11 protein-coding genes are annotated in these 12,658 nt (G+C 70.2%); 4 read left to right on the top strand and 7 right to left on the bottom strand.

Annotated elements, in window-relative coordinates:
* Nucleotides 1-30: 30 nt before the first annotated feature.
* On the top strand, nt 31-1,371 hold the full coding sequence (locus tag ABTW64_RS05515; protein WP_350620072.1) for an aminomethyl transferase family protein: 1,341 nt from the start codon (nt 31-33) through the stop codon (nt 1,369-1,371).
* Nucleotides 1,372-1,427: 56 nt separating this feature from the next.
* Here the strand turns inward: ABTW64_RS05515 and ABTW64_RS05510 are convergent, their stop codons facing one another.
* From ABTW64_RS05510 to ABTW64_RS05485, 6 genes are read right to left on the bottom strand one after another with little or no spacing between them, the layout of a single operon-like run.
* A complete protein-coding gene (locus ABTW64_RS05510) occupies nt 1,428-3,152 on the bottom strand; it encodes a CocE/NonD family hydrolase (protein WP_350620070.1) in 1,725 nt (574 codons plus the stop codon).
* 21 nt (nt 3,153-3,173) lie between these two features.
* A complete protein-coding gene (locus ABTW64_RS05505) occupies nt 3,174-4,079 on the bottom strand; it encodes an MBL fold metallo-hydrolase (protein WP_350620068.1) in 906 nt (301 codons plus the stop codon).
* Entirely contained in the window at nt 4,076-4,996 is a 921-nt protein-coding gene (locus tag ABTW64_RS05500; protein WP_350620066.1) for an alpha/beta hydrolase, read from the bottom strand. Before ABTW64_RS05500 ends, ABTW64_RS05505 begins: the two co-directional genes overlap by 4 nt.
* Nucleotides 4,997-5,016: 20 nt before the next feature.
* A complete protein-coding gene (locus ABTW64_RS05495) occupies nt 5,017-6,126 on the bottom strand; it encodes an FAD-dependent oxidoreductase (RefSeq protein WP_350620064.1) in 1,110 nt (369 codons plus the stop codon).
* A 40-nt stretch (nt 6,127-6,166) separates the two neighbouring features.
* Nucleotides 6,167-7,126, bottom strand: coding sequence for a phosphotriesterase family protein (locus tag ABTW64_RS05490; protein WP_350620062.1), 960 nt, complete (start codon nt 7,124-7,126; stop codon nt 6,167-6,169).
* Between the two features lie 26 nt (nt 7,127-7,152).
* Complete coding sequence (locus ABTW64_RS05485; RefSeq protein ID WP_350620060.1) at nt 7,153-8,118, bottom strand: phosphotriesterase family protein; 966 nt, start codon at nt 8,116-8,118, stop codon at nt 7,153-7,155.
* 192 nt (nt 8,119-8,310) lie between these two features.
* Between ABTW64_RS05485 and ABTW64_RS05480 the strand changes: the two genes are divergently transcribed.
* Genes ABTW64_RS05480 through ABTW64_RS05470 form a run of 3 tightly spaced genes read left to right on the top strand, consistent with a single transcriptional unit; the run spans nt 8,311 to nt 10,836 of the window.
* Nucleotides 8,311-9,486, top strand: a complete 1,176-nt coding sequence (locus ABTW64_RS05480) for a cytochrome P450 (protein WP_350620058.1) — start codon at nt 8,311-8,313, stop codon at nt 9,484-9,486.
* A 19-nt stretch (nt 9,487-9,505) separates the two neighbouring features.
* The gene (locus ABTW64_RS05475; RefSeq protein WP_350620056.1) at nt 9,506-9,703 is read left to right on the top strand and encodes a ferredoxin; all 198 of its coding nucleotides are present in this window, start codon (nt 9,506-9,508) and stop codon (nt 9,701-9,703) included.
* Nucleotides 9,700-10,836: an NAD(P)/FAD-dependent oxidoreductase gene (locus ABTW64_RS05470; protein WP_350620054.1), complete on the top strand. Its 1,137-nt coding sequence runs from the start codon at nt 9,700-9,702 to the stop codon at nt 10,834-10,836. The genes ABTW64_RS05475 and ABTW64_RS05470 overlap by 4 nt, the downstream gene beginning before the upstream one ends.
* 60 nt (nt 10,837-10,896) lie before the next feature.
* On the opposite strand, the gene ABTW64_RS05465 is transcribed toward ABTW64_RS05470, so the two are convergent.
* Nucleotides 10,897-12,615 carry an MFS transporter gene (locus ABTW64_RS05465; RefSeq protein WP_350620052.1) on the bottom strand — a complete coding sequence of 573 codons (1,719 nt, stop codon included), beginning with the start codon at nt 12,613-12,615 and terminating at the stop codon, nt 10,897-10,899.
* Between the last annotated feature and the right edge of the window lie 43 nt (nt 12,616-12,658).

Genomic DNA, 12,658 nt, shown 5'->3' with positions numbered 1-12,658 from the left:
CTGAAACACCTTGCGCTCGAAGGGGAGCTCATGAACGGACCGGATCTGCAGACCGCGATCGACCAGGCTGGCTCACCCACCCGGCTTCTCTGGCGCCCCGGCTCCGAGGCTTGGACCGTTCCGGTCGTGCAGCCGGAGTTCGAGGGCTGGGCGGCCGAGCAGGCCGCGTGGCGCACCGGCGTCGCGCTGTTCGACCTGTCCTTCCACATGTTCGACACCTTCTTCGAGGGACCGGATGTGACGCGCCTGCTCAGCGAGGTCAGCGCGAACAACTACAACTCCTTCGCGATCGGGCAGGCGAAGCAGTTCGTGCCGGTGGCCTACGACGGCAACATCATCGTCGACGGCATCCTGCTGCGCACGGACGAGGAGGCCTACACCCTCACGGGCGTGCCGGCGGCGCAGAGCTGGGTGAAGTACCACGCCCAGGCGGGCGGCTACGACGTCGAGTTCTCGACCGACCCCGACTCGTCGGTGCGCACCGACGCCGACCCGAAGCTGTTCCGCTTCCAGGTGCAGGGCCCCCTGGCCATGGAGGTCATCGAGCGCCTGCTCGGCGGCCCGGCGCCGGCCGTGAAGTTCTTCCACTCGGCCACGGTCGAGATCGCCGGACGACCCGTGCGCGCCCTGCGCCACGGCATGGCCGGTCAGGCCGGTTTCGAGTTCATCGGTGAGTTCGCCGACTACTCCGTGGTCAAGGACGCCATCCTCGCCGCGGGGGAGCCGTCCGGGCTGGTGCAGGTGGGAGGAAAGGCGTACTTCACCAACGGCGTGGAGAGCGGCTGGATCCCCACTCCCACGCCCGCCATCTACACCGACGAGCGCCTCGCCGATTACCGCCGCTCGCTCAGCGCCTTCTCGTACGAGGGCAAGAAGCCCCTGAACGGAAGCTTCTACTCGGATCGCATCGAGGACTACTACGTCACGCCGTGGGAGCTCGGGTACGGCCGCTCGATCTCGTTCGACCACGAGTTCATCGGCAAGGAGGCGCTGCTGGCCGCGCGCGACGACGTCGGCCGCACGCGCGTCACGCTGGAGTTCGATCGCGACGACGTCAGGCGTGTGCTCGGCGAGGACCTCGACTACCTCAACAGCTACGGCCGCTACCGCATCGAGGGCGCCGACGGTCTGGCGGGCATGACGTTCTGGACCTCGCACATCGCTCCGGTCGCGACGGTGCTGTCGCTGGCGCTGGTGAACAACGCGCAGGCCGAACCCGGCACGCAGGTGGAGGTTGTCTGGGGCGAGCACCCGGGGCCGGGCACCGCGCCGGACGCCGACCTCGGCTTCCCGCGCATCCGCGCGACCGTGCAGACGTCGCCGTACAACGAGTTCGCCCGCACGGCGTACCGCGCCAACGCGACCGCCTGATCGGTTCGACGCGGGACGCCCGGAGGGATCCCTCCGGGCCTCTCGCCTGCGCCGACTCAGCCCTTGGTGAAGGGGAGCACCAGCCGCGACGGGTGCTCGGCGTCGCGGTAGATCTTGTGCGTCGTCGGGCGGCCGATCGGCAGGTGGAACGAGTCGGGCGGCAGCAGCGCGTTGTGCTCGTCCTGCATCGGCTCGTTCGCCGAGAGCTCGACGACGAGGCGGTGACCGGGCAGGATCGTCGCGGCGAACGGGTAGATGCGCAGCACGTATTCGTTGATCTCGCCCGGTGTGACCGGCACTTTCCGCGTGTGCGGGTGGATCGGGCTGCCCTCGGTCGAGCGCTCCTCGTCGAGCTCACGCTGGCTCGCCTTGAGGTACGCGGTGGACACGAGCTGGCGCTTGCCGTTCGGCGCGTAGTCCCAGAACCGGGCGATGAAGTTCGTGTCGTCCTGGTCGATCTCGGCGAACAGGTGGAATGCGCCGGTGCCGATCAGCTCCATCGGCTCCTCGAGCACCGGGGTCGACCAGGTGAGCATGCCGATCGCGTCCGTTGTGATGATCGGTGCCTGGAAGTAGCCCTCGTAGCCGGCCACATCGGCGTTGAAGCGCTCGGGTTCGGTCGAGAGCTTGCCGCGGCCTCGCAGGTAGAGCGACCGGTGCTCCACCTCCTTCGGAGGCCAGGCCTCGGCCTCGACGTACTGGCGCGTGCCCTCGACGAACACCGAGACGGCCGGCTCGGAGTCCACGCCGTTGTCGATGCCTTTGATCCACTTGTCGTACCAGCGGAACATCTCGTCGTGGTCCTCGACCCAGGGACGCGACTGCATCGGCGGGTAGGGGCCGATCGTCAGCTTCTTGTTCGCGGAGGGGATGTTGTTGAAGGTCTCGATCGTCGAGTCGAGCGTCCATCCGCGGCCCTGCTCCATCTTGAGCCAGACCGGGATGTCGATGTTCTTGGCGAGGTTCACGGGGTTGCGCTCCTCATACCACTCGCCGTCGAGGTCGTTCGTGATGATGTCGAACCACGCCTCGTGGTTGACGGGGTAGTGCAGCGTGTGAATGAGGTTCGGCCACGCCTGCACGTCGGGGTCGGCGAGGCGCTCCGCGACCCGCGCCTTGACCTCCTCCTCGGGCACGCACTCGAGCATGCGGGACTTGATCCGGTCGGTGAACGCCCAGCCACTGTCGCCGCCCCTGCCCTCGCGTGCCGCGCGGGGCATGAACCACATGACGCCGCCGTGGTACGTCGTCTCGTAGAAGTCGTAGTGACCGCCCGAGACGAAGAGCGCCTTCAGGGACGGCGGCCGCTCGGCCGCAGCCAGGACCTGCATCGAGCCGAAGTACGAGATACCGATCATGCCGACGTTGCCGTCGCACCACGGCTGCGCGGCGACCCACTCGATGAAGTCGTACGCGTCCTGACCGAGCGGCACACCGCCGGCGTTGTAGTTGCCGAAGTGCTCGCCCTCGCTGGCGCCGGATCCGCGGAGGTCGCCGATCACGTGCACGTAGTCGTTCTCGACCACGCGCGCGATGTCGCCAGCCTCGATGCAGCCGTCCCACAGCGGCGAGGGACGGCGCTGCGGCGGGATCGTGAGGGCCAGCGCCTGAAGTTCCTTGCCGTACGGGCTGAGAGCGACGAGCGCCGGGCGCGGCTTGTCGTCGGCACCCTCGTAGGCGTCGGCGGCCAGCGCGACGCCGTCGCGCATCGGGACACGGAGATCCTTGCGGATCCGGATGGTCTGCGCTCCGGCCTGGAACGTCTGGAACTCGTCGGTCATACGTGACTCCTCGGACTCGCGTCAGCGCGAGCGGTAAGCGTGGATCGAAGTGAAGAAGGGCGCGGGCTCGAGCGTCGGGTCGCCCGTGTAGCCGAGCTCCTCGGCCACCTGCTGGTAGGGAGAATACGGGGAATCGCTCGGCGTGCCCTCGCCGGCGCGGGCGACAGCGGCGCGGATCTCGGCCTCCCGATCCAGGGATCCCCGGATGGCCTCGGCCGCGTCCGCCGCGTCGAGCACGACCGGGAACGGCGTGCCGTCCTTGCGGCGGTATGGGTGCCCGAGATACATGCGCTGCGGCTCGAGGGCCTGCAGCCGTCGCAGCGAGTCGCGGTAGAGGTCCGCGTCCTCATAGCCGGGGAATCCGCTCGCGGCGCCGTACGACTGCACGGCGTCGCCGACGAACACGTCGCCCTGCCCGGCGATCTCGTACGCGACGGCGCCCGGCGTGTGACCGGGGATGGCGTGCACACGCACCTCGGCGCCGCCGAGGTCGAGCACGTCGCCGTCGCCGATGAGCCGGGTCGGCTCGAACTCTCCCGAGATCGCCTCGAGCGCCTCGGCCGTCTTCTTCGCCTCGAGCGCCTCACGGCCGACCCTGTCGCCCCGCAGCGCGAGGGCCTCGTCGACATGGGCGCGTCGGGACCGCACGAACGGCGCATCCGCCTCCGAGACGACGACCTCGGCACGGCGGCCGGTCGCCTCCCACAGGGCGTAGGCGCCGCCGATGTGGTCGATGTGCCCGTGCGTGAGCAGGATCCAGCGCACGTCCTCGATCCGTCGGCCCAGCTTCGCGAGCTCGCCGGGCACGCCCGCAGCCGACGCGGTCACGCCCGTGTCGACGATCGCCAGCTCGGGCGCGTCGATCAGGAAGCTGTACAGGTGGAACCGCCGCCACGGGGCGGCGATCGGGCGTACCGCGACGGTCACCGTGCCACACCGTTCTGCAGGAAGCTCGCGATCTCGTCGTACGCGCGGTGGAATTCGGGGAGCCAGCCGAAGTGCTGGATGAACCCGTGGCCCGCGCCCTCGTAGCGGCTCACGCGCGCCTCGACTCCCGCCGTGCGCAGGCGGTCGCCGTATGCCTCGCCCTCGTCGCGCAGCGGGTCGTGCTCCGCGGTCAGGATGAGCGCCTGCGGCAGTCCGGTGAGATCCTCGCGCTTGATGGGGGAGACGCGCGGATCGGCGGGGTCGGCTCCGCTGTCGATGTAGAACGCGTTGAACGGCTTCAGCCCGGCGGTCTCGAGGCCGTAGCCGACCGCGTTCTCACGCAAGGAGGGCCAGCGGTCCTCGTCGAAATCGAGGTCGAGCGACGGGTACATCAGCACCTGGTGCGTGATGGCATCCAGGCCCGCGTCCTTCGCGAGCGCCGCGACCGCGGCCGCGAACGTGCCGCCCGAGCTGTCGCCCGCCACGGCGAGGGTCTCGCCGTCCCAGCCGAGCTCGCCGGGGCGAGAGGCGATCCAGCGGACCACGGCCAGGCAGTCGTCGAGCCCGGCCGGGAACGCCGCCTCGGGGGCGCGGCGGTAGCCGACCGCGACCACGGTCAGTCCGCTCGCCTTCGCGAGCTCGCGCGCGACATGGTCGTGCGTCTCGAGGCTTCCCAGGAAGAACGCGCCGCCGTGGAAGTACGCGATGACTCCGGTCGGCGAGTCGTCCGTCGCGCGGTAGACGCGCACCGGCACGCCGTCGGCGTCGAGATCCTCCACCGAGTGCAGCGGCAGGCGGTCCTGCAGCGGCGGAACGTGCGACTCCTCTTCGGCGCGGAGCACCGCGGGGTCCACGGGACCCGGCTCGTGCGGCGGCAGGCCCGCGAGGAACTCCGCGACCTTCGGGTGCAGTGCCATGTCTCAGCCTCTCGGAATAATCAGCGCTGGCCGGGGAAAGCGTCCTCGACGGCCTCGGCGTTCCAGCCGGCGCGCGAGATCCGCTGCAGCTCGTCCGTCACCGGCTTGCGCGTCGCCACGTAGAGCGCCAGCGCCTCCTTGACCGACCCGGCCTCCCGGAAGGCGTCGGCGAGAGCGTCGCCGTCGGCGATGGCCGAGTTCGCGCCCTGGCCCTGGTGGTGCAGCATGGCGTGCGCGGCGTCGCCGAGCAGTGCGATGCAGTCGGTGTGCCAGTTGTCCACCGAGTCGATGTCGTACACCGACCGGCTCGTGACCTGCGCGACGTCGAGCTCGCGGGCGATCGCGACGATGCGCTCGTCGAAGCCGTCCAGCAGCGACACGAGGTAGTCGTTCGTGATCTCCGGCGCCCACGTGTCGTCGTCGGACGGCGCCGTGATGTCGTAGGAGAGCTGACCGCGGTGGCGCAGGGGCAGGTTGTAGGCGATGACGCCGTTGGTGCCCATGTAGAAGCGGGGGTTGTCGTCGGTGACCAGGCCGTGCGCGTCCTCGATGTCGATCACGATGCGGTAGGCGTGCTCGTTCGCGAACACCGGTGCCTTGTCGGAGAAGAACGTCGAGCGCACGAGCGAGCGGATGCCGTCGGCGCCGATCACGACGTCGGCTTCGACCACGTTGCCGTTGGCGAAGGTGAGAGTCGCCGTCGAGCCGTTGTCGACGATCTCCGTGAGGCGGTGGTCGAGGTGCAGGGCACCCGCGGGGAGCGCCTTCGAGAACGCGTCGATGAAGTCGCCGCGGTGGATGATGCGCGTGTCGTTCACCTGGGCGAACGCGTGACGGTTCGGCCACTCCTCCTGCGCGAACACGGTGTTGCCGTCGGCGCTGAGGATCTCGAGGTGGTCGCTCGGCGAGGACACGGCCGCGATGGCGTCGAAGATGCCCCAGCGGCGGAAGCGCTCGACGGTCTCGGGGCGGAGGCCGATACCGGCGCCGACCTGGCCGAAGGCGGGTGCCTGCTCGTACACGGCGACGTTGCGCACGCCGATGCGGTCGAGCGCGACGGCGGCCGCGACGCCGCCGTAGCCGCCGCCGATGATGGCGACGCGGAGGTTCTGGAGGTCTTCGATCTTCATTGATGCGTCTTTCGCTGGAAGTGGTGGGGTGGGGATCGGGTCAGCCCTGGGGCTTCATGGTGAGGAAGTCGGCGGTGTTGGTCACGAAGATCCGCTCGATGGTCGCGTCGGCCACGCCGGCGTTCTTGAGGTCGGGGATGAGGTCCTCGAACAGGTAGTTGATCGTGTGGCCCTTGACGCCCGGCCAGCCCAGCGGGCTGCAGTTGGCGTCGGCCGATGCCAGCACCTGGTCGACGTGACCGCCGTTGAGGAAGCGGAGGAAGTGCTCCAGGCGCTCCTGACGGTGGCGACCCCAGAAGGGCGGGTCGGGCAGCTCCAGGTCGTATCCGAAGGTGTCGAAGCCGAAGCGCGCCCCGGCGTCGAGCAGCATCTGCTCGTCGATCTTGCCCTGGCTCACTCCGTCGTCGACGTGGCCGAACAGCACGCGGTCGAGGGGCAGGCCCTCCTCCTCGAACACCTTCAGCGCCGGCTCGGCGTCGACGGCGAGATGCGTGAAGATCGGCACGCCGGTCTCGACCGCGGCGCGGGCGGCCGCGCGGTAGATGCGCAGGTCGAGCTCCTTCATCCGGAACCCGCGGCTGACGCCGACCTTGATGATGCCGGCCTTGGCGCCGGTGCGGCCGATCCCCACGGTGATCTCGTGGTGGAACTGCCGGTACAGGTAGTCGACCGATGCCTCGGCGAAGAACTGCAGCGCGGTGTCACCGCCGACGAAGCCCGTGGCGGCTACGATGTGCACGCCCGTCTTCTCGGAGATCGACTTGTAGTAGTCGACATCGCGGCCGTTGCAGATGCCCGTGGCATCGACGAACGTCGATCCGCCGTACTCGCGGTACCTGCGCAGCTTCGGAATGGTCTCCTCGTAGCGCTGCTCGGGAGTCTTCCACCACTGGGTGTCGAGCTCGCTGCCGGGCATGCCGTAGCCGATGTGCTCGTGGATGGCCACGAATCCGAGCTCCTCGGCGGGGATCGGGCCGAGGACGGTGTTGACGCGCGACATATCTGCTTCCTCTCTGAAGCTCGGTTTCAGCGGACCGTGAGCAGGTCGCGCGGGTTCTCGACGACGATGCGGCGGACGTCCACCTCGTCGACGCCGCGGCTGTAGAGCAGCGGCGTGAAGGCGGAGATCACCGTCTCGTAGGGCAGATCGACGCCGTCGTGGCCGAAGGCGGCGCCGGTCGCGCCGGTGGACAGCACGATGCGCCCCGCGTGACCCGCGGCGACCAGCTCGACCACGAGATCCGCGCGCTCGGCGTCGGTCAAGAGGTCGTCGTCCTCGCGGCCGACGTGGTCGAGTGCGACGACCGCGCCGCGGTCGACGACGGCGGTGTGCGCACCGGCCGCCACGGCGTCGCGGCGGTCGAGACCCCCCACGACGACGCGCTCGGGCGCGATGCCCTCGGCGAGCACCAGGTCGAGCTCGCGCGCTGCGTCCTGACCGAAGCGGAACGACATGGGGATGCCCGTGGTCGAGGCGGCCCGGGCGGCGCCGCGCAGCAGGCTCTCGTCGGTCGGGGTGGCGCCCTGACGGGTGACGGTCGTGGTCACGAGTCCCGCCTGTCCGCGGCGCTCGACGCGGGGGATCACCATTCCCTCGGTGACCTCCTTGCCGAACAGGTCGGCGAACTTCTCGGCGGGCCAGGGCGTGGGCGGGTTGGTCTGCGGGGTGAGGAAGTAGCCGCCGAGCTGCTCCTCGGGGCCCATGCCGGTCGAGGCGACGATGTGCACGCCGGTCGCGCGCGACAGCGCCTGGTAGAGGCGCACGTCGCGGCCGTGGAACATGCCGATGCTGTCGACCACGGTGCCGCCGCCCGCCTGCTGGAAGGCGCGGAGCTTGGCGGCGATGGCGTCGAAGACGTCGGCGCGGTCGATCTCGATGTCGTAGGCGTACTCCGCGCCCGGCACCACGGAGAGGAGAGCCTCGTGGAGGGCGACGACGCCGAGGTCGTCGGGGGAGACGGGACCGAGGACGGTGTGGACGGTGCTGCTCATGGGACCGTGACTCTCCATCGAGTGGCTCGCTCCGCGGCATCGCGGAGGTTTCGGGTGGGGTTGGGTCGATCCTGGCATTCGGTTTACAAGCTGTCAAGTCAATTGACGGCTTGCGCCGTGACCCCCAAAACGCTTTACTCGCTGTAAAGTCAACCGCCGACGAGGGCGGCTCCACTCGATGACGAGGAACACATGACGAACGCACCTGCGACATCCGACGTCGACCTCTGGGCCGACGACATCCTGATCGACCCGTACCCGACCTTCGCCGCGTTGCGCGAGCTCGGCGCCGTGGTGCATCTGACGCGCAGCGACGTCTACGCCATCACGCGCTACGACACGATCCGAGACGTGCTAGGCGACTGGGAGACCTTTTCGTCGACGTCCATCGGGTTCAACCCGGCGGTGAACGAGGCTCTGGCCGGCACGTCCCTGCGCTCGGATCCGCCCGAGCACACCCAGCTGCGGGCCGCGCTCTCGGCCAATCTGACGCCGCGCGCACTGCGCGGGCTCGCCGGCCGCATCGAGGAGAAGGCCGACGCGACCGTGCGGGAGCTCGCTTCCCGCGGCGGGTTCGACGGCATCGACGATCTTGCACGGGCCTTCCCGCTCGACATCATCGCGGAGCTGATCGGCTTCCCGGACGAGATCAAGGCGAACATGTCGCGGTGGGGCCTCGCGGCCAACGAGGTGGTGGGGCCGATGAACCAGCGCACCGCCGAGAACTTCCCCGTCGCGGGAGAGCTCTACGGCTGGTGCAGCACGGTGAAGGCCGAGGATCTGGCCGAGGGTTCGATCGGTCGAGGCATCTTCGACGCCGAAGCGCGGGGTGAGATCCCCGAGGGCAGCGCCGGCCACATCATCCATCAGTACCTCGCCGCCGGACTCGAGAACACGGTCGCGTCGTTCGCCAACATCCTGGCGCTCTTCGGACGGCACCCCGAGCAGTTCGCCAAGGTGCGCGACGACGAGTCGCTCGCGGCGTCGGCGCTCAACGAGGTGCTGCGCTACTGGGCCCCCATCCACGCGTGGGGCCGGATCACCACGCGCGACGTCGAGATCGACCGGGCCCTTGTGCCGGCCGGCTCGCAGATCGCTATCCTGTTCGGCTCGGGCAACCGCGACGAGCGCCACTACGAGAATCCCGATGTCTTCGACGTGACCCGCAACCCGATCGACCACCTGTCGTTCGGCTACGGTCCCCACGGCTGCGCGGGCCAGGGGCTCGCGCGCATGGAGGGACTCGCGCTCATCCGCGCGCTGGCGAAGCACGTCACCTCGTTCGCGATCGGCGACGAGGTGCGCAAGCCCGCGAATACGACCCGCAGCATCCACGAGCTCGCCGTGCGCGAGGTCGTCCCTGCCTGACCCGAGGAGACGAGACATCATGAGGATCGAACTGGACCGCCCGCGCTGCGAGGCCCACGGCCTGTGCGAGGAGGCCGCGCCCGACCTGATGCACCTGGACGATGACGACGAGCTGGTGCTCGATGTGACGGACGTCGAGGGTTCCGACCTCGAGCGGGCGCGCGCGGCCGTGCGCATCTGCCCCGTCGCCGCGCTGCGCCTCGTCGACGCGTCGTGACGACCGCCTTGCGACGCATCGTCGTCGTCGGCAACGGGATCGCGGGTCTGACGGCCTGCGACACGCTGCGTGCCGAGGGATTCGACGGCGAGATCACCGTGGTCGGCGCCGAGCGCCACGCGCCGTACAGTCGGCCGGCGCTCTCGAAGGCCCTGCTCAAGCTGGGCGACGAGCTCGGCGCGCACGAGCTGCCGCCCGCCACGCACGAGGCGATGGAGCTGCTCGGCGTCTCGGCCACCGGGCTCGACGTCGGCGCGCGCCGCGTGACGCTCGACTCGGGCGACGAGCTGCCGTATGACGGGCTCGTGATCGCCTCGGGAGCCCGCGCGCGACGTCCCGACGTCGAGGCGCCGGTGCTGACCCTCCGTGAGCTCGACGACGCGATCGCGCTCCGGGCCGCCCTCTCCGGGTGCCCGGAGGTGGTCGTGCTCGGCGGGGGTGTGCTCGGCATGGAGATCGCGTCGGGGGCGGTCGCGGCTGGATGCCGCGTCACGCTCGTCGCGACCGCCGCCCCCATGTCGCGCCAGCTCGGCGGCTTCCTCGCGGGCATGGTCGAGCGCGCCGCGATCGCGCGCGGACTGCGCATCGTGACGACGCCGTCCGCCTCGATCGTGGACCGAGGTGGTCGCGCGGCCGTCGCGCTCGCCGACGGCACGCTGGTCGAGGCCGACGTGGTCGCCAGTGCGACCGGCGACCACGCGAACGTCGAGTGGCTCTCGGCATCCGGTGTGCTCAGCGACGGCGCGCTGGTCGCGGACGGCCGTGGTCGCGTCGGCGACGGCGTCGTGGCGGCGGGTGACGTCGCGCACTGGCGCGGTGCGAGCGGGGTGCGCCGCATCCCGCTCTGGACGAGCGCGATCGAGCAGGCGAAGACCGCCGCGCGTGCGCTGCTGCGTGAGGACGACGTGCCCGACCTCGACTTCCAGTCGTACTTCTGGACCGAGCAGTTCGATCTGGCGGTGAAGGCCGTCGGCGACCTGCCGCTCGTGGGAGCCCCCGAGGTCATCGAGGGCGACCCGTCTGCCGAGTCGGCGCTGCTGCGCTGGACGCACGCGGATGGCAGCCGCACCGCCGTCGCGGCGAACTGGCGCATCCCCATCCCGAAGCTGCGCCGGCTCACGCTCGCCGCATAGCCCTCACGGCGCACGAAGAAGGCCCGGATCCGCGGATCCGGGCCTTCTTCGTGGTGCGGCTTACGCCTCGACCTTGACTGAGGCGGCGAGCTCGGCGTCGTCGACCGGGGCGTTCACCTTGTTCGGCATGAACAGTGTCAGCAGCGCCGAGGCGACGGCCGCGACACCGGCGATCACGTAGACCACGGTGAACCCGCCGCCCAGCGACCCGCCGGCGGCGCCCATGATGTCGCCCTGTGCGGCCGTCAGCGCCTCGACAGCGCCAGCGACGGCATCCTGGGGCGCACCGGAGGCCGCCATCTCGCCGGCGAACTGGCCGACCACGCCGTCCCAGCCGGACAGCCAGGCGAGCGGCGGCACGTGCGACAGACCCGCGACGGCCTCGGCGGGGAGCCCCGCTCCCTGGAGCGCGCCCACGATCGGCCCCGCGAACGCGGCCGCGCCGACGCTGAATGCGACGGCCGAGCCGATGACCGGTCCGAGCGTGAAGCCGAGGTCGCGCATGAGGCTCGTCGTGGCGCTGGCCATGCCGATCTGCTGCGGCGTGACCGTGTTGATGGCGACCGCGGTCACCGATCCGATGGTCGCCGCGAAGCCCACGCCGAGCACCAGCAGCGGCACCAGGAATGCGGTCCACGGGGTGCCGCCGAACTGCTCGGGCACGCCGATGCGGTAGGTCGAGAGCCAGAAGCCCGCGACGGCGATCAGCACGAAGCCGCTGGTGAGCAGCCAGCGCGGCGACACGTGGTGGATGAGCCAGCCGACGAGGGGCGACAGCAGGAACGCCGGTCCCTGGATGCACACGAACAGCAGGCCGACCACCCACACGGGGTTCTGCGCGAGGGCGCCCATCGAGATCGACGTCGCGAAGCAGATCGCGAGGAACGCGAACATACCGGTCACGGCCACCACGGCGGCGATCGAGAAGGCCGAGTTCTTGAACAGCTCGAGGTGCAGCAGCGGGGCGGCCGAGCGGCGCTCGATCACGACGAACGCGACGAGCAGGACTGCGCCGACGATGTACCCGCCGACGACCTGCCAGTGCGTCCAGCCCGAGTCCACGGCGGTCACGGTGGCGTAGAGCACGGCGATCAGGCCGACGGCGAACGTGATCTGGCCGGGGAGGTCGAGCTTGCGCCCGGCCGGCGCCGAGGAGTCGCGCGTGGCGGCCGAGATGGCGACCAGCACAGCGGCGGCCGCGGCGACGATCCAGAACGCGACGCGCCATCCGCTGAACACGTTCGGCGCGCCCGGCTCGGCGCCCGGGATCGTGAAGAGCTGGTGGGTCACGCCCGCCAGCACGGGCGAGATGACCGCACCCAGCGAGAGGAAGCCGGCCCATGTCGCGATCACACGGGCGCGGCGCTTCGGATCGGGGGTGAGTGCCGCCACCATCGCGAGGCCGATCGGGAACAGCAGACCCGCGCCGATGCCGATCACGGCCTGGGCGAAGATCATGAAGCCGGTCGAGTCGGCGAATGCCGACAGGATGGCGCCGAGCACGACGAGCAGCGAGCCGCCGATCATGAGGCGCTTGCGGCCGAACATGTCGCCGAGCAGGCCGAAGGTGAGCTCGAAGGCGACGATGCCGATCTCGAAGATCGCGGTGATCCAGGTCAGTCCCGCGCCGGAGGTGTGGAACTCCGCCGCGAACGTGCCGTTCAGCGCGCCGGGGATCGCATACGCGGTCTGAGCGAGGGCGACCGAGAGGAAGGCGGCGATGAAGGTCGCGCGCACCGAGCCCTTGGACGCCACGATGGTCGTGGTCTGTGCGGACATGTGCAGGGAACTCCTTCGTTCCAGGGAGGGGGTGCCGGCGCAG

This window comes from Microbacterium sp. NPDC096154 (assembly GCF_040302945.1).
Classification (GTDB): Bacteria; Actinomycetota; Actinomycetes; order Actinomycetales; family Microbacteriaceae; genus Microbacterium.
This window is presented reverse-complemented; position numbering and strand designations above follow the sequence as displayed.